This window comes from Rhizobium sp. KDH_Rht_773_N, assembly GCF_052946295.1.
Genome location: NZ_CM129525.1, coordinates 3,031,673 through 3,048,710, shown reverse-complemented (window position 1 = coordinate 3,048,710; position 17,038 = coordinate 3,031,673). Strand labels below are relative to the sequence as shown.

The window sequence follows — 17,038 nt, the reverse complement described above, 5'->3', positions numbered from 1 at the left end:
GTGGAGGAAGAGGCTTCGGACCCGCAGGCCTATCCGCAAAAAGGTTGGCGGATGGAATCGCCCCGCCCGTTCAGCCCCGCCGCGCCTCGTCGGCGGTCCGCGCGCTCTCGCGCGTGCCGGACACGATGATCTCCAGCACCTCGTGCTCGTCGGTATTGCGGATATAGCGGTCGCCGACATATTCGCCGCGCTTGAGCACCATCACACGGTCGCCGACGGCGAAAATATCGACCAGGCGGTGCGAGATGATGATCTGGGCAACACCCTGCCGCTTCAGTTCCAGCATGGTTTCCAGCAGCCGTTCGGTCGCCATGACCGAAAGGTTGGCGGTCGGCTCGTCGAGGATGACGACGCGCGGATCGAAGGAGATGGCGCGGGCGATCGCCACCGATTGCTGGCGCCCGCCCGACAGGCTCTCCACCTTCTGGTAGACGGAGTTGACGTCCACCTTCAGCCGCTTCAGCACGCTGTCGGCCTGCGCATACATCTTGCGCCGGTTGACGAAGGGGCCGATCAGCGGCCAGCGGCCGAGGAAGATGTTCTGGCCGACATCCATGTTGCCGCAGAGCGCGAAATCCTGGTAGATCATCTCGATGCCGGCATCGCGGCTCTCGTGCGGGCTCCTGAAGCGCACCGGCCGGCCGGCCACGAGAATATCGCCGGCATCGCGCTGGTAGGCGCCGGTCAGGATCTTCATCAGCGTCGATTTGCCGGCCGAATTGTCGCCGACAAGGCCGAGGATCTCGCCGGGATACAGCGTCAGGTCCACCTTGCGCAGCGCCTGCACCGCCCCGAAGGCCTTTTCGATGCCGCGCATTTCCACGATCGGGACGGATGGTGCCGCCTCAGCCATGACCGCTCTCCCCTGCCGGCGCCGCCGGCCTCAGCCGCGCCCGCAGCCGCCCGAAAATATTGGCCTGGCGCACCCAGATGTCGATCAGCACCGCGACGATGAGGATGACGCCGACGAAGACGTTGATCCAGTGCTGCGGCATGCTGAAGCCCTGCACGTTGAGCTGCAGCAGCGCGCGCACGAGCGTGATGACCGCCGCCCCCGCCAGCGAGCCGATCATCGTGCCGTAGCCGCCGAAGATCGAGCCGCCGCCGATGATGACGGAGGCGATCGCGTCCAGCTCGCGGAACTGGCCGGCCACCGGGTTGAAGCTGCGGAAATAGGCGACGTTGATGATCCCGGCCATCGTGGCGCAGAGCGCCGACAGCATGAGCGAGAGGAAGCGCACGCGGTTGGTGTCGATGCCGGCATAGGCGGCCGCGCGCACGTTGCCGCCGGCCGCGCACACTTTCAGCCCGAACGGCGTATAGGCCAGCATGATGCCGGCAATAAGGGCGACAAGGAACATCCAGATCGTCTGCACGCTGACGGCCTCGGCCACGGTGCGCAACATGCCGGGCGGCAATGCGAGGCCGAAATGCAGGAGAACGTCGTTCACCTTGCGCCCGAGCAGGTTATAGGCTTCCGGCCAGCCGGTCAGCTGCTGGCCCGCCACGAACCAGGCGGCAAGCCCGCGGGCGATGTAGAACATGCCGAGCGTGGCGATGAAGGCCGGCAGCCTGAAGCCGACGACGACCGTGGCGTTGACGGCACCGGCCGCCATGCCGGCCAGCAGGCCCATCGCCACGGCGGTCAGCGGGTCGGCGCCGAGCACCTTCAGGCAATAGGCCGCCGTGCTGCCGGCAAGGGCAAGCACGGCGCCGACCGAAAGGTCGATATCGCCGGCCGCGATGACATAGGTGAGCCCGACGGCGATGAGGGCAAGCTCCGTATAGTTGAGCAGGATGGCAAAGGTGTTGGGCAGGTTCCACCAGTAGTCCGGCCTCAGCGCCAGGCCCGTCAGCCACAGGAGCGCGGTCAGGATGATGGCGAGCGCGTCGCGCCGGGCGAGAAACCGGCCGAGCCCGCCGGCCGACAGCGCCGCGTCCGCCGCCGCGGCCCCCTTGGTCTGCACGCCCTCGATCGCCACGCCGCCCGTCTCGTAGGCCGGCGGCGGCGGCCGGCCGCGGAGCCACGCCCAGAACCGGGCGGCGAGCTGGCGGCGGATGAGCACGGGCTCGATCAGCACCGCGGCGACGAGAAGCAGGCCGAGGAAGACCAGCACCGCCCCTGCCGGCAAGGTGAACTTGGCGCCGACGGCGACATTCTCGCCGTCGATGACGACGATGCGCGTGATCGGCCAGCCCTCGCGCAGCACCTTGTCGATCAGCACCACGACCGCGGCCCCCAGGCACGAGCCGATCACCCGCCCGCGCCCGCCGAGGATCGACGCGCCGCCGATGACGACGGAGGCGATGACGGTGAGTTCCCAGCTGACGCCGTAAAGCGGCGTCACACCCTTGTCCTGCGCGGCCGAGAGCAGGGCCGCAAGCGTGGCCGCGAGCGAGGAGATGAGATAGGCGCGGATGCGCACCCAGCGGGTGCGGATGCCGGCATAGACGGCCGCCTGCTCGTTGCCGCCGGTGGAAAAGGTCTCGTAGCCCCAGCGCGTCTTGGCAAGCACGACGGCGCCCGCGACGGCGACGAGGAAGAAGATCGCGATCTGGTTGTTGAAGCCGAAGAGGTTCGTCTCGCCGAGATGGAAGAACAGCGGATAGTCCCTCGCCTTGTCGGAATAGTAGATCGCCTGCCCGTGCGTCAGCGCCAGCACGAAGCCGCGGCCGATGAAGAGCATGGTCAGCGTGGCGATGAAGGCCGGCACTTTCAGGAGGGTGACGAGCACGCCGTTGGTCAGGCCGATCGCCGTGCCGAGCAGCAGGCAGAGCAGCGCCGACGCGACCACGCCGAAATCGAGGAAGCTTGCGGCGAAAAGCCTGGCGAAGACCACGGCGACGAGGCCGTAGGTCGAGCCGACCGAAAGGTCGAGATCCCGGTTGACGATGACGAAGGTCATGCCGACCGCGATGATGCCGACGCGGGACGTATCGCGCAGCAGCGCGTGAAGGGCCTCCGTCGATCCGAAGAAGGCCGGGTTGACGACGGCCCCGCCGAGATAGAGCAGCGCAAGGAACAGCACGAGCCCCGCCTCCCAGCCGCCGACGAGCTGGGGCGGCGCACGGCCGAGCGATGTCGTCGTGGCGGGCTCCATGAATTTCTACCGAGCGGTCCCTGGCTTTGGCTTTGGCGCGGCGGGACGGCCTGCGCCCTCCCGCCGCTGTTTCAGGCGTTTCGAGCCGCAATCAGTTCTCGAAGCGCTTGCCGACATTGGCGACCGTATCCTTCGTCACCAGCTGGGCGCGCGTATCGAGATTGGCCGCCGCAATGCCGCGGTCGATCTGCAGGTAGAGCTGCATGACCGGCCAGAACCCCTGCAGGAAGGGCTGCTGGCCGAGCGAGCCGGTCAGGTTGCCCGCCGCAATGCCTTCCTGCTGTGCCGGGCCGAGATCGAAGCCGAAGGCGCAGAACTTGCCGGTCTTGCCCATCTGCGCAACCGCCTTGACGAGCGGCGGCGTGAAGACGTTGTTGGCCGTGAAGGCGCCCACCACGTCGCCGCGCGATTCGAAGAGCGAAACCAGCGCGTTGACGGGGTCGTTCGGGTTCGTGTCGATGCCGACGTTTTCCGGGCCGGCGTCAACCTTGAAGGCATCGAGCTTGCCGGCATCCTTCAGCGTCTTGACGATGGCGTTGAAGGCGGCGGTGACACGGTTGTTCACCTCGATATTGCCCATCGCGGTGGAGGACGGCAGCAGGATCGAGCCGCCGGTGGCTCCGCTCGCCAGCACGCAATTGGCCAGCGCCTCGCCGCCGATCGCCGCAGCCGAGGCATCCTGGCCGGTATGGCTGATGGCGCTGCGGTGCAGGATAGTGCCGTCGAACGAATTGGTCGTCGCCACCGGAATGCCCGCCGCCTCGGCCGCCTTGACGATATCGTTATAGGCGCCGACCTGCGGCGTCGTCATGATGATGCCGTCGATCGTCGGGTCCTGCACGATCTGGTTCAGGATCTCGATCTCGCGGGCCGGGTCGTCCACCGGCGATTCCGAACCGAGCAGCAATATCTTGGCGCCGATCATGTTGCCGGCGACGGTGGCGCCGACATAGACAGGATCGAAGAAACCGTTGCCTGCCGTGTGCGTCACGATCGCAAACGTCAGATGACCGTCGGCCGAATGGAAATCCTTCGTGCCGGGGGCTTCCTTGGCCGCCTCCTCGAAATTATAGCCGCCGACCGCCTTTTCGACGCTGCCCGACTGCGCGAATGCCTGCGGGACACCGATCGACAGTATTGCGGCCGAAGCCGCATAGAACAATACACGCCTCATGATTGGTCCTCCCTTGCAACCAGGGGAGAAAAGCCTGACGGGCGCAATGTAACGAGAGTGGGGCCGGAGGCTTATTCTCCCACTTGCTAATATTCTGCGCAATTCCGGGCCAAGTAAACGGATAAGTTGACGATCTCTGTGAATTTGTTCGTTTTCGAGGCACCGATAACCGGTTCTTACTCGGGATAGGCCTCGCCACCGCCAGGCGCCGCCTTGTGGAAGAGGATGAAGACCAGAGGGTTGCCGGGCTCGGCCATTGCGTCGCTGCGCTGGCCCGTTATCTCTCCGGCCACGCCGCTTGTATATTCCGCGACCACTTCGCCGAAGCTGTTGCGCTGGATGGCCACTTTCTGTCCGGGCTCGACCTTGTCGTTGAGCCTGACCAGATGCTCGACGATCCCGCCCTCGGTTGCCAGGATCGGAAAGGCGCTGTTGCCGACGAAGACGTTCACGTCCTTGCCGGTCCGTCCCATCGGCCCGGCAACGATGCCGTAATGCTTGAGGACGTTCATCGTGCCTTCCACGAACAGCGAGATCATCTCGATATCCAGAACGCGGGCAGCGCCGATCTCCGGCGTGAAGGAGGGGATGCCCACGTCCATGAAGGCGTTGTGCAGCACACCGGGATAGACATGGTTGTCGAAGATCTGGCCGACGGGATAGAGCTCCAGCATGGCCTTGACCTCGGGCACATCCATGCCGCCGATATTGAATGCGGTGACTTCGAACCCGGTCGTTCCGGTGTGGAAATCGATCGCGAAGTCGGCGTTCGGCCGCAGCAGCCGGTTGAACATCAGCCCGGCGTGGCGGCTCGGCGCAGTGAGACCGTTCTCGTTGCCCGGCCATTCCCGGTTCATGTCGATCAGGTCTGCGCCCCTGCCCTGGTTGGGCCACCTGCGTTGCATGCTTTCGACGGCCGGCCGCGCCACGTCGGTGACCGCCATGACGGTGCCCGACATCTGCGCCGGATCGAGCTGGTTCATCACGGTCTGGACCGTGTGGATATTGCTCATCTCGTCGCCATGCACACCGCTGGTCAGCACGCCGCGCTTGCCGGGCCTCGCCCCCTTGGCGACGATGACGGACGCATACCAGTGCTGCCCCGTGGGCATCTGCACGCCCCGGAAATAGAGATGGTGCTTCTGCCCCGGCTCCAGGTCGTCGACGTCGAGCGCGCTGACGACCTTTTTTCCCTGGATGACATCGCCGGTATAGACCGTTCCCGGCGTCGGATCGGCTGCGGCTGCCGTTGTCGTTGCCGCCTGCGCCTTCGCAGGCCCCGTGCCGGCGGCAAGGGCGGCCGAGGCGCCGACCGTCGCAAGCGACGCAATCAGCAGGTCGCGGCGATCGATACCCGTCTTCGACTTGTCCGACATGATGGAAGCCCTCCGCATCCGCAACAACGGCATGGACGTCGGGCGCGAAAAATCCGCCCAGCTTCAATCTAGGGTATGACGGCAAACCGGCAAGGCGCCTGGTGTGCGCGGGCCCCTGCCGGGCGCGCGAAAGCGCGGTGCCGCTCGGGCATGTCCGGCCGCGCCGTTTCGGTTCCGCGGGCGGCAGCCTCCTGCCGCCCTCAATGGGCCGTATAGGCCCCGTCGACCAGATAGTGCGCGCCGGTGATGAAACTCGCCTGCCCGGACAAGAGGAAAGAGACGAGATTGGCGACCTCGTCTGGCGTGCCGCGCCGGCACATCGGCTGCAGGGCGGCCATGCGCCGGGTGCTTGCCGCCTCCTGATGCTCCGACAGAAGCGGCGTGTCGATCCAGCCGGGGCCGACCGCGTTGATGCGGATGCCGTAGCGCGCATATTCGATCGCCGCCACTTTCGTCAGCCCGACGAGCCCGTGCTTGGCCGTCGTATAGGCGGCCGCCGTCGGCAGGCCGACCTCACCGAGAGCGGAGGACATGTTGACGATGGCGCCGCCGCCGGCCTTCAGCATCGCCCCGAGCTCGCATTTCATGCAGTAGAAGACGCTGTTGAGGTTGACGTTCATCAGCCGGTGCCAGTCGTCGAGCGGATAGTCGGCGACCGCCGCCCTCACCCCGTCTATGCCGGCATTGTTGACGGCGAGATCGAGGCTGCCGCAGCGCTCCACGGTGAAATCGACCAGCCGCTGCACGCCCTCGAAATCGGCCACGTCGACGACGAAGGCGCGCGCCCGCCCGCCATCGGCGCGGATCGCCGCCACGGTCTCATGCGCCGCCTGCTCGTTGAGATCGGCAATGACGACCTCGACCCCCTCGCCGGCCAGCTGCCGGGCAACGGCCGCCCCGATCCCCGAGCCCGCCCCCGTCACGATTGCGACTTTTCCTTCCAGGCCAAGTTTCATCGCTTCCTTCCATTCTTGTCTTCTAATATTCTTTCAAAACGAGTGGTTGAGGCAAGGAGATTCGTGAATGGTCGAAATGCATACTATTGCAAGTTGCGCAGCTTGTCCGCCCGTCAGGCAAATCGGTCCACAGGAGCGATCGAGGCCCGCAATGTCCAAGCCGGTCGAAAGGGTGGGCCGGTGAAGATGCGCAAACGGGCAGCTGTGACACGCCGGGCTTTCGTTCTGGGTAGCCTGGCACTGACGCTTCAGGCATGCACGACGACCTCGGACGGCCCGCCGCTGGGCTACCGGGTTCTGGGACGGGACCCGGATTCCGATCCGCGCTACCGGCGCCAGGAAGTGGCCTATGACGGCGGCGAGCCGCCGGGAACCATCGTCGTCGATACCGGCGCGCGTTACCTCTATTTCGTCGAACCCGGCGGCATTGCCACCCGCTACGGCGTCGCCGTCGGCGAGGAAGGCCTGAGCTTCAAGGGCGAGGCCACGATCGGCCGCAAGGCGGAATGGCCCTCCTGGAAGCCCACAGACGACATGATCGCGCGCAAGCCGCGGCTTGCCCAATATGCCGACGGCGTGCCGGGCGGGCCGGACAACCCGCTGGGGGCCGCTGCCCTCTATCTCTACCAGGGCGGCCGCGACACGCTCTTCCGGCTGCACGGAACCAACGCCCCCTGGTCGATCGGCCATGCCGTTTCGAACGGCTGTATCCGGCTCACCAACGCCAATATCGTCGATCTTTACGCGCGCACGCGCATCGGAACGCGCGTGGTTGTGATCTGAAGCCGGCTGCGCATCGGTGTGAGGCGGTTTTGCAACAGCGGCAAAACCATTCGTCGATCCCGTTTACCAAGCGAAATTGCGGGGTTGGTCACAATGGTTAGTATCTGCTAATGTAGATTCGTTGCACGTTGCATCATACCCGCACTGTTCAAAGTGCCGATATCGTCAAACTTTAAGGTGCAGGCCGTCACGGCCTGGGCCAGGATGAGGAGAGGACTTCTTGATGAGCAGAATTTTATTCGTGATCCTCGCAACGCTTGCGGTGGCCAATCTGAGTGCCTGCGGGTCGGTTGGCAAAGGCAAGGGGAAAGCTCCGCCGCCGGCGGCAACGGCCGTCTACAAGTAAAATTCGCAATGACTAGGAAGGGCTCGCGCAGCCCTTCCCCTCCCCGACATCCGAAACCGGCCAGGATCGATCCGCTGCCATTCATAAGGCGGGCGCGGTTGGTTATCCGGCATCAAGCTCGCATTTTCGGGAGCTTGCACATGGAGCTTGCTGATGGCGCCTCTGAGAAGCCGCTTGTTCCTGCTCGCTATTGTGGCGGCCCTGGCCTCCTCCTGCCAGACGGAAGACAAGGCCCCCCAGCCGCATTACACATCCGACGCGCGTGACCTGAAAAGGCCGGCCACCGCCAAGGACCAGTCCAACCGCCATTTCATCGAATTCCGCTCGCGTTACGCGCTGACCTACGGCCACACCTATGTCGTCTTCGGCCGCGCCGACAGGAACGGGCGCATGATCAATCCCGAGGTCGCCGGCCTTGCCCCGGCCTCGGAGGATGCCGCCCCCTACGTGCTCGGCCATTTCATCCCCGTGCCCGCCACGACGGGCGCCACGGACGGCGACCTGGAAGAGGAATACCGCTCGGCAAGCTGGCGGGTGATGTTGACGGACGACGAATATAACGACACGGTGGCCTATATCAGGGGCCTGCAGGCGCGAAGCCGGCTCTGGGAGGCGACGGTCTACAATTGCAACGCCTTCGTGGCGGATATCGCCCGGCACATGGGCTACAAGACGCCGGGCATCTGGCTGCGCCCGCAGCAGTTCATCACCAGCCTGCGGGAGATGAATACGGGTTGAGACAAAGAGGGCGATCCGCGGGGCCGGATCGGGGAAAGGTTCTGGTGCCGGTTTGAACATGTCGGTGGGTGCAATTGGCGAGATCGTCTGGGTCGTCGGGATTATCGCATGGTACGTAATTCGATATCCGTTCGAGCGCCGCGGCAAGCGCGTGCCCGTGGTCAGCAGCCGGCGCACGCTCTCCGAGCGCGTGGCGCTGGCCGCCGGTTTTGCCGGGCTTGCCATCCTGCCGGGCCTTTACGTCGCGACGGGTTTTCCGCAGGCCGCCGATTACCCGGCCAGGCTCTGGGCCGTGATCGTCGGCGCCATCCTCTTCTGCCTCGCCATGTGGGTCTTCCGGCGCACGCACAAGCAGCTCGGGCGCAACTGGTCCATCACGCTGGAAATCCGCCAGAAGCACGAGCTGATCTGCGCCGGCCCTTACGCGCTGGTGCGCCACCCCATGTACACTTCCTTCATGCTGATGGGGCTGGCGCAGGCCTTCCTGCTCGCCAACTGGGTGGCGGGGCTGGCCGGGCTCGCCGGTTTTGCCGTGCTGTTCTTCCTGCGGGTGGACAAGGAGGAGCGCATGATGCTCGACGTTTTCGGCCCTGAATACCGCGCCTATATGGACAAAACCAAGCGGATCATCCCTTATCTGTATTAGGGGGAGCAGGATGAGGGGAAAAACGGTCAGGCTATCGCCGGCAAGGCGGCTCGTCGGAGACCTCATGCGGTTTTCGATCGGCATTCCGCGCGTCACCGTGCAGCGGCAGATGAACCTGCGACCGCTGCTCGATGCGAGAGGCGGCTGCGATCCGCGCCCGTCATGGACCGTGCTGTTTCTGAAGGGCTATGCGCTTCTGTCGAAGGAGATCCCGGATCTCAGGCGCGCCTACGTCAAGTTTCCGCGCCACCAGCTCTACGAATATCCCGAAAGCGTGGCCTCCATTGCCCACGAGCGCGAGCACGAGGGCGAGCGGATCGTGCTGCTCAGCACCATCAAGGGTCCCGAACAGCGCCCCATCCCGCAGCTGGAAGCGCTGATCCGCGAGGCGCGCTCGCTGCCGATTGCCGAGATCAAGGAATTCCGCCGCTCGCTCAAGCTCGCCCGCGCGCCGGCCCTGCTGCGCTGGTCGCTGATGTGGCTGGGGCTCAATCTCGGGCGCAAGCGGGCGCGCTATTTCGGCACGTTCCAGCTGTCGGTCTATTCCGGCCTCGGCGCCGAATCCCTCAACCCGCTGACGCCGCTGACCACGCTTCTGAACTACGGCCCGATCGATGCGCAGGGATCGGTGCTGGTGCGCATCCATTACGACCACCGGGTCATGGACGGGGCAAGCGTTGCCCGCGCCCTGGAGCGTTTCGAGCGCATCCTGAACGGCGAGGTCGCAGCCGAAACCGCAGCGCTGGCGCAGGGCGCAAGACCTGCCGGCATGCCGATCGCAGGAGCCACGCCATGACATCAGCCGCCGAGCCCTCTCTCGCCGTCGTCGTGCTGGGCGCCTCGCGCGGCATCGGGCGGGCCATTGCCAGGGTGGCGGCGCGCGACGGTTATCCGGTCGTGCTCGTCGCCCGCTCTGCCGACGATCTTGCGGCGGCGGCGGCCGAAATCACCGCAAGCGGCGGAAAGGCCCTGACGATGGCGCTCGACCTTGCCGCGCCGGAAGCTTCCTCGCGGCTGGAAGCGTTCCTGGCGGAAAGCGGCCTTGCCTGCGGCATTCTCGTCAACAGCGCCGGCTACGGCCTGCGCGGCGCCGTGACCGCGCTTTCCGCCGAGGAGCAGCTCGGCATCATAGACGTCAACATCCGCGCGCTCGCCGATATGACGCTTCGTTTCCTGCCGGGCATGGTGGCGCGCCGCAGCGGCGGCATCATCAATCTCGGCTCCATCGCCGGTTTCACGCCGGGGCCGTACATGACCTTCTACTATGCCAGCAAGAATTTCGTGCGCTCCTTCTCGGCCGCCCTTCACAAGGAGGTCCGCGGCTTCGGCGTCACCGTCACCTGCGTGGCACCCGGCCCGGTCTCGACCGATTTCCTGGAAAAATCCGGCGCCGACCGGGCGGCACTCTTCAAGGTCCTGCCGAAGCTCGATGCCGATTACGTGGCCGAGCAGGCGTGGCGCGGCTTCAAATCCGGCCGCCGCCTCGTCATTCCCGGCCTGTCGTCGAAACTGACCGCCATCGTCGCCCGGCTGCTGCCGACCGGAGCCGCCCTCTCGCTGATCGGCCTCGTGCAGCGCAGGAGCAAGGACCCGCGCCCCTACCCGTCGCAAACCGGCGTGAAATAGCCGGAGCGGCCGTCACCGCTCGGCGTCATCGCGCACGAAACCCTGCCGGGAACCGTCCGGCGTGCCGGCCGAGGCCTCCTCATGCGTCAGGCGCAGCCACCAGTCGGCGCTCAGATGCGGCGGCGCCAGGCGCCCCTCGTGCGGCGCGGGTTTCAGAACCTCGCTCGGCTGCAGGCGGCCGCCCTTTGCCAGCACCGTATCGTCGGCGCAGACCGCGCTCGCCAAAAGACAGAACGCGGCGCCGCCGGCAAGCGCTCTAAGGGCATGTCCTGCGATGACCCGCTCGTTTCCCATGCCCCTATTCAGCCAGAATATTAGACTTTGCGAAAGTGCAATTTCGCCCGCAGGTGCAGAAACTGCGGCCGCCGCCATGAAAATAAATTCATTCGATTGACTGAAACTTTCGTTGGGGTTATATGTGAGCCATGACTGATGAACAATCCCAGCCGAACCGCGCCGAGATCACGCGGGAAAAATTGTTGTCCGCAGCGCTCGACGTCTTCGGCCGCTACGGTTTCGACGGCACCTCGACGCGACAGCTGAGCGAGGCGGCCGGCGTCAACCTGCAGGCCATTCCCTATTATTTCGGCGGCAAGGAAGGCCTCTATGTCGCAACCGCCGAATATCTGGTGTCGCGCATCGAGCGCCATGTCGGCACGCTCCGGCAGCGGATCGGCGGCCGCCTGATGGCGCTCGCCGCTGCCGGCGAGGCACTGGGCGAAGAGGAGGCACGCTCCTTCCTGACGGATGTGGCCACGACCATGGTCGGCCTGTTCGTCAGCAAGGAATCCGAGCCCTGGGCGCGCTTCATCATCCGCGAGCAGATGGAGCCGACCGAAGCCTTCGCCCGCGTCTATCAGGGCCTGATGGGGCCGATGATCGAGATGGCGCGGCGGCTGATCGGCGCCATCCTGCGGGAAGACCCGGCCAGCGAGCACGTGCGGCTGCGCACGCTCTCCTTCGTCGGCAACATCATGATCTTCCGTGTCGCCCATGCGGCCGTTCTCGCCCAGATGGAATGGCAGTCGGTCGGCCCGGAACAGCTCCAGACCCTGCGCAACCTCGCCGCGGAACTTGTCGGCCAGCTTCAGCCGGCGAAAGGAAAGACAAGATGAAACGCATCCTCCCCCTTGCCATCGTCATCCTCATTGCCGCCGGCGCGGCCGCCTGGTGGTACGGCCTGCCGCAGCAGCTCGGCTGGCTGCCGGGGCGCGCGAAGGAATTCGCGCTCTACGGCAATGTCGATATCCGCCAGGTCTCGCTCGGCTTCCGGGTCGACGGCCGGCTGGCCGCGCTTGCCGTCGACGAGGGCGACATGGTCAGGACCGGCGACGTGCTGGGCAGGCTCGACGCCGCCCCCTTCGAGGCCGCTGTCGCCTCCGCCGAAGCCAATGTCGCCGCCCTGCAGGCAACGCTCGACAAGCTGCGGGCCGGCCCGCGCCAGACGGAAATCGCCCAGGCCCGCGCCGCCTATGACGAAAGCCTCGCCTCGCTCAACAACGCCAATCTCAGCTATGAGCGCGCCCGCCAGCTGCGCCCGCAGGGCACGATTTCCGAAGCCAATCTCGACCTGGCGACCGCCAACCGGGCAATGGCCGCCGCACGCGCCGAATCCGCCAACGAAGCGCTGAAACTGCTGCAGGAAGGCAGCCGCGTGGAGGATATCGCCAATGCCGAGGCCCAGCTGCAGGCCGCGCAATCCGCGCTCGCCACCGCCCGCATCTCGCTTGCCGATACCGAACTGCGCGCGCCCAATGACGGCGTCATCCTCTCGCGCGTGCGTGAACCCGGCGCCATCGTCTCGCCCGCCGATACCGTCTATGTCCTGTCGCTGACCGAGCCGGTCTGGGTGCGGAGCTACGTGGCGGAAGGCGATCTCGGCCGCCTGCATCCCGGCATGAAGGTTCAGGTCTCTTCCGATACCCGGCCCGACAAGCCCTATGACGGCACGATCGGCTTCATTTCGCCGGTCGCCGAATTCACCCCGAAATCGGTCGAGACGCCCGAGCTGCGCACCGATCTCGTCTATCGCCTGCGCATCGTCATCGACAAGCCCGGCCCGGACCTGCGCCAGGGCATGCCTGTCACCGTGCGCTTTCCCGCGCTGGCCGGCCGATGAGCGCCTCCCCGTCCACAACCGGTGACGTGCTGGTGCGGCTGAGCGACGTCACCAGGCGCTTCGGCGACGGCCCGCCCGCCCTCGACGCCGTCTCCGGCGAGATCCGCGGCGGCGCCATCACCGGCCTTGTCGGCCCCGACGGCGCCGGCAAGACGACGCTGATCCGGCTGATGACCGGCCTGATGCTGCCCGATAGCGGCACGGTCGAGGTGCTGGGCTTCGACACGCACCGGAACCCGGCCGCCATCCAGGCCTCGATCGGCTACATGCCGCAGCGCTTCGGCCTCTACGAAGACCTCTCGGTCCAGGAAAATCTCGATCTCTATGCCGATCTGCGCGGCCTGCCGAAGGCCGAGCGCACGAGCACGTTCGAGGAGCTCCTGACCTTCACCGACCTCAAGCGCTTCACCACGCGCCTTGCCGGCAAGCTTTCGGGCGGCATGAAGCAGAAGCTCGGCCTTGCCTGCGCGCTCCTGAAGAAGCCGCGCCTGCTGCTGCTCGACGAGCCCGGCGTCGGCGTCGATCCGATCTCGCGCCGTGACCTCTGGAAGATGGTGGAGAACCTGACGCAGGAAGGCATCGGCGTGCTCTGGTCCACCGCCTATCTGGACGAGGCCGAAGCCTGCGACCACGTTCTGCTGCTCAACCAGGGCAAGCTGCTCTTTTCCGGCCCTCCGCACGACCTGACCGGCCGCGTCGAGGACCACGTCTTCAAGGTCTCCGGCGTTTCCGGCCGCAGGCGCCGGGTGCTGGCCGAACTGCTGCAGACGAAAGGCGTGATCGACGGCGTCATCCAGGGCGATGCCATCCGCCTCGTCACCGGCAGGGACGGCACGCCCGATATCGCCGCCGCCGCCGGCGGGGCCAAGCTCAGTCCCACCCCTGCCCGCTTCGAGGACGCCTTCATCGACATGCTGGGCGGCGGTCCCGGCGGCCGCTCGAAACTGGCCGAAGCCCAGGGCGCGCCCAGCCGCACGGACGAGCGCCCCGTCATCGAGGCGCACGGCCTGACCAAGCGTTTCGGCGATTTCACCGCCGCCGACAACATCACCTTCGATATTGGCCGCGGCGAAATCTTCGGCCTGCTCGGGCCGAACGGCGCCGGCAAATCCACCACTTTCAAGATGCTCTGCGGCCTGCTGAAGCCGACGGGCGGGCAAGGCCGCGTGGCCGGCTTCGACCTGCGCCGGGACGCCGCCGAAGCCCGCAACCAGCTCGGCTACATGGCGCAGAAATTCTCGCTCTACGGCGATCTCACCGTCATGCAGAACCTCGAATTCTTCGCCGGCGTCTACGGCCTGTCCGGCAGCCGCAAGCGCGAGCGCATCGAGCTGATGAGCGAGATCTTCGATTTCGGCCGCCATGCCCGCTATTCGGCCAAAGACCTGCCGCTCGGCCTGAAACAGCGCCTGGCGCTCGCCTGCGCCGTCATGCACGAGCCGCGCGCCCTCTTCCTCGACGAGCCGACCTCGGGCGTCGACCCGATCACCCGGCGCGAATTCTGGACGCATATCAATGCGCTCGTCGAAAAGGGCGTCACCGTGCTGGTGACGACGCATTTCATGGACGAAGCCGAATATTGCGACCGCATCTCGCTCATCTATCGCGGCCGCTCGATCGCGCTCGGCTCGCCCGACGCGCTGAAGGCGCAGGTGGCGACCAGGGAGCAGCCGGACCCGACGATGGAGGATGCCTTCATCGCGCTCGTTCAGGAGTCGGAAAAGGAGGAGGCCGCATGAGCACCTCCTCCCGCATGCGCCGCTTTGCCGCCCTCGTGCGCAAGGAAAGCTATCAGGCGATCCGCGACCCGAGCAGCATCCTCATCGCCTTCGTGCTGCCGCTCATCCTGCTTTTCCTCTTCGGCTACGGCGTGTCGCTGGATGCGACCCGCACCCGCATCGGCCTCGTGCTGGAACAGGCAACGCCGCTGACGCAGGACCTTGCGGCAAGCTTCCAGGCGTCGCGTTATTTCTCCGTCACGCTCGGGCGCGACCGGCGCATGTTCGAAGAGGATCTCGTGCGCGGCAAGGTGCGCGGCATCGTGGTGATTTCAGCCGATTTCGCCACCGATTACGCCGCCGGCAACCATCCGCAGGTGCAGGTCCTCGTCGACGGTTCCGACCCGAACACCGCCAATTTCGTGCAGAACTACGTGCAGGGCACCGTCGCCAACTGGGAGCGGCAGCGCCAGTCCGAAACGGTCGCCGCCGGCCCGCCCATCGCCATCGAACAGCGCTTCTGGTTCAATCCGGAGCTGACCAGCCGCAACTTCCTCGTCCCCGGCTCGATCGCCATCGTCATGACGCTGGTCGGCACGCTGCTCACCTCGCTGGTCGTCGCCCGCGAATGGGAGCGCGGCACGATGGAGGCGATGATGGCGACACCCGTGACCTCGGCCGAACTGCTGGCCGGCAAGATCCTGCCCTATTTCCTGCTCGGCCTTGCCTCGATGACGCTCTGCGTGCTGCTGGCCGTCTTCCTCTTCGGCGTGCCGTTCCGCGGCTCGGTCGCAGCGCTCTATGCGCTCTCCTCCGCCTTCCTGATCCCCGCACTCGGCCAGGGCCTGCTGATCTCGACGGCGACCAAGAACCAGTTCCTCGCCTCGCAGATCGCGCTCATCACCGCCTTCCTGCCGGCCTTCCTGCTCTCGGGTTTCCTCTTCGAGATCAATTCCATGCCTGAGATCATCCAGTGGATCACCATCATCGTGCCCGCCCGCTATCTCATCCCCAGCCTGCAGACGGTGTTCCTTGCCGGGGATATCTGGCCGATGTTTGCCCGCGCCATCGCCGTCATGCTCCTGATCGGCGCCGTCATGTTCGTGCTCGCCGCCCGCAGCACCAGAAAGAGGATCGGCTGAGATGTGGTGGACGCGGCTGAAAGCGCTGATCGTGAAGGAACTGCTGGCCGTGCTGCGCGACCCGAAGGGCCGTTTCGTGCTCATCGTGCCGCCCGTCATGCAGCTCCTCGTCTTCTCCTATGCGGCCACGCTCGAAGTGCGCAATGTCGATGTCATGGTGCTGAACCGCGACAGCGGCCATTGGGGACAGGAGCTGGTCCAGCGCATCCAGGGCTCGCCCACCTTCCGGCGCATCGAAACAGCCGAAAACCAGGCCGACATCCGCCAGGGCATCGACGACCAGTCGGTGATCGCCGCCATCGAGATCGGCCCGGATTTCTCCCGCAACATCGAGGCCGGCATCCCGGCCGACCTGCAGATCGTGCTCGACGGGCGCCGCTCCAACGCCTCGCAGATCGTCTCCGGCTATCTCACCGAGATCGGCATGACGCTTTCGGCCGAAACGCCGGCCGGACGGCGCATGGTGGCGCGCACCGTCGCGACCGTGCCGCGCAACTGGTTCAACGCCAACCTCACCTACCAATGGTTCATGGTGCCGAACCTGATCGCCAGCATCGCGCTGCTGATCGGCCTCATCGTGACCGCGCTGTCGATTGCCCGCGAGAGGGAACTCGGCACCTTCGACCAGCTGATGGTCTCGCCGCTGCGCGTCCACGAAATCCTGATCGGCAAGCTCATTCCGCCTGTCATGATCGGCCTCTTCCACATGACGCTCTATCTGCTGGCGGCGATCTTCATCTTCGGCGTGCCGCTGCGCGGCTCGCTTCTCCTGCTCTACGGCAGCTCGATCTTCTATCTCGGCTCCGTCGCCGGCCTCGGCCTCTTCATCTCGGCGCTGTCGATGACCCAGCAGCAGGCAATCCTCGGCGCCTTCCTCTTCATGGTGCCGGCCATGCTGCTGTCGGGTTTCGCCACCCCGATCGAGAACATGCCGGACTGGCTGCAGCCGGTGACGACGGTCAACCCGCTGCGCTATTTCCTCATCATCGTCAAAGGCGTTTTCCTCAAGGATATCCCCGCCGAGGAAGTGCTGAACCAGACGGTTCCGCTGGCGCTGATCGCGACCGCGACCCTCAGCGCCGCCGCCTGGCTGTTCCGCCGCCGGCTGGAATGACGGCCTCACGCACTGTAACCGCCATTACCGATCCGTGACTCCGGCAGGCCGGAACAACGAAATGCCCGGCCCGTTTCCTCAGCGCAAACCAGAGCAATTCCAGCAAAAGTGCGAAGCGGTTTTGCGTCCGGAATTGCGCAGAAACAAAGCAATTCCAGCAAAAGTGCGAAGCGGTTTTGCGTCCGGAATTGCGCGTTTA

Annotated in this window: 17 protein-coding genes; 11 read left to right on the top strand and 6 right to left on the bottom strand. The window is 65.8% G+C overall.

The features are described 5' to 3' along the window. Positions 1–70: 70 nt before the first annotated feature. The 5 genes from ACU8HS_RS15030 to ACU8HS_RS15010 all read right to left on the bottom strand — a co-directional run bounded on the left by ACU8HS_RS15030 (position 71) and on the right by ACU8HS_RS15010 (position 6,607). Positions 71–853 carry an ATP-binding cassette domain-containing protein gene (locus tag ACU8HS_RS15030; protein ID WP_112572729.1) on the bottom strand — a complete coding sequence of 261 codons (783 nt, stop codon included), beginning with the start codon at positions 851–853 and terminating at the stop codon, positions 71–73. Next, on the bottom strand, positions 846–3,101 hold the full coding sequence (locus ACU8HS_RS15025) for an ABC transporter permease (RefSeq protein ID WP_112706014.1): 2,256 nt from the start codon (positions 3,099–3,101) through the stop codon (positions 846–848). Before ACU8HS_RS15025 ends, ACU8HS_RS15030 begins: the two co-directional genes overlap by 8 nt. Positions 3,102–3,192: 91 nt before the next feature. Next, positions 3,193–4,275, bottom strand: coding sequence for a substrate-binding domain-containing protein (locus ACU8HS_RS15020; protein ID WP_112706013.1), 1,083 nt, complete (start codon positions 4,273–4,275; stop codon positions 3,193–3,195). A 176-nt stretch (positions 4,276–4,451) separates the two neighbouring features. Then, positions 4,452–5,651 carry a peptidase M14 gene (locus ACU8HS_RS15015; RefSeq protein WP_447014644.1) on the bottom strand — a complete coding sequence of 400 codons (1,200 nt, stop codon included), beginning with the start codon at positions 5,649–5,651 and terminating at the stop codon, positions 4,452–4,454. A 200-nt stretch (positions 5,652–5,851) separates the two neighbouring features. Then, positions 5,852–6,607 (bottom strand): SDR family NAD(P)-dependent oxidoreductase, encoded by a 756-nt coding sequence (locus tag ACU8HS_RS15010; protein ID WP_112572737.1) that lies wholly within the window; start codon positions 6,605–6,607, stop codon positions 5,852–5,854. 186 nt (positions 6,608–6,793) lie between these two features. On the opposite strand from ACU8HS_RS15010, the gene ACU8HS_RS15005 reads away from it, so the two are divergent. The 6 genes from ACU8HS_RS15005 to ACU8HS_RS14980 all read left to right on the top strand — a co-directional run bounded on the left by ACU8HS_RS15005 (position 6,794) and on the right by ACU8HS_RS14980 (position 10,746). After that, positions 6,794–7,390 (top strand): L,D-transpeptidase, encoded by a 597-nt coding sequence (locus ACU8HS_RS15005; protein ID WP_447015910.1) that lies wholly within the window; start codon positions 6,794–6,796, stop codon positions 7,388–7,390. A gap of 223 nt (positions 7,391–7,613) precedes the next feature. Next, positions 7,614–7,736, top strand: a complete 123-nt coding sequence (locus tag ACU8HS_RS15000; RefSeq protein ID WP_112572739.1) for an ABC transporter — start codon at positions 7,614–7,616, stop codon at positions 7,734–7,736. A 153-nt stretch (positions 7,737–7,889) separates the two neighbouring features. Beyond that, positions 7,890–8,474, top strand: a complete 585-nt coding sequence (locus ACU8HS_RS14995) for a hypothetical protein (RefSeq protein WP_447014643.1) — start codon at positions 7,890–7,892, stop codon at positions 8,472–8,474. Between the two features lie 58 nt (positions 8,475–8,532). Continuing rightward, complete coding sequence (locus tag ACU8HS_RS14990) at positions 8,533–9,120, top strand: protein-S-isoprenylcysteine O-methyltransferase (protein WP_112572743.1); 588 nt, start codon at positions 8,533–8,535, stop codon at positions 9,118–9,120. A 10-nt stretch (positions 9,121–9,130) separates the two neighbouring features. Continuing rightward, complete coding sequence (locus tag ACU8HS_RS14985) at positions 9,131–9,916, top strand: hypothetical protein (RefSeq protein WP_112572745.1); 786 nt, start codon at positions 9,131–9,133, stop codon at positions 9,914–9,916. Further along, positions 9,913–10,746, top strand: a complete 834-nt coding sequence (locus tag ACU8HS_RS14980; protein WP_447014642.1) for an SDR family NAD(P)-dependent oxidoreductase — start codon at positions 9,913–9,915, stop codon at positions 10,744–10,746. Before ACU8HS_RS14985 ends, ACU8HS_RS14980 begins: the two co-directional genes overlap by 4 nt. A 12-nt stretch (positions 10,747–10,758) precedes the next feature. On the opposite strand, the gene ACU8HS_RS14975 is transcribed toward ACU8HS_RS14980, so the two are convergent. Next, positions 10,759–11,040, bottom strand: a complete 282-nt coding sequence (locus tag ACU8HS_RS14975) for a hypothetical protein (RefSeq protein ID WP_112706009.1) — start codon at positions 11,038–11,040, stop codon at positions 10,759–10,761. 131 nt (positions 11,041–11,171) lie between these two features. Between ACU8HS_RS14975 and ACU8HS_RS14970 the strand changes: the two genes are divergently transcribed. From ACU8HS_RS14970 to ACU8HS_RS14950, 5 genes are read left to right on the top strand one after another with little or no spacing between them, the layout of a single operon-like run. Then, positions 11,172–11,861 (top strand): CerR family C-terminal domain-containing protein, encoded by a 690-nt coding sequence (locus ACU8HS_RS14970; protein ID WP_447014641.1) that lies wholly within the window; start codon positions 11,172–11,174, stop codon positions 11,859–11,861. After that, on the top strand, positions 11,858–12,865 hold the full coding sequence (gene hlyD, locus ACU8HS_RS14965) for a secretion protein HlyD (RefSeq protein WP_113497014.1): 1,008 nt from the start codon (positions 11,858–11,860) through the stop codon (positions 12,863–12,865). Before ACU8HS_RS14970 ends, hlyD begins: the two co-directional genes overlap by 4 nt. Further along, a complete protein-coding gene (locus ACU8HS_RS14960) occupies positions 12,862–14,604 on the top strand; it encodes an ATP-binding cassette domain-containing protein (RefSeq protein WP_447014640.1) in 1,743 nt (580 codons plus the stop codon). The genes hlyD and ACU8HS_RS14960 overlap by 4 nt, the downstream gene beginning before the upstream one ends. Then, a complete protein-coding gene (locus tag ACU8HS_RS14955; RefSeq protein ID WP_112572758.1) occupies positions 14,601–15,725 on the top strand; it encodes an ABC transporter permease in 1,125 nt (374 codons plus the stop codon). Before ACU8HS_RS14960 ends, ACU8HS_RS14955 begins: the two co-directional genes overlap by 4 nt. Before the next feature lies 1 nt (position 15,726). Continuing rightward, positions 15,727–16,839 carry an ABC transporter permease gene (locus ACU8HS_RS14950; protein WP_112572760.1) on the top strand — a complete coding sequence of 371 codons (1,113 nt, stop codon included), beginning with the start codon at positions 15,727–15,729 and terminating at the stop codon, positions 16,837–16,839. The last annotated feature ends 199 nt before the right edge of the window (positions 16,840–17,038 follow it).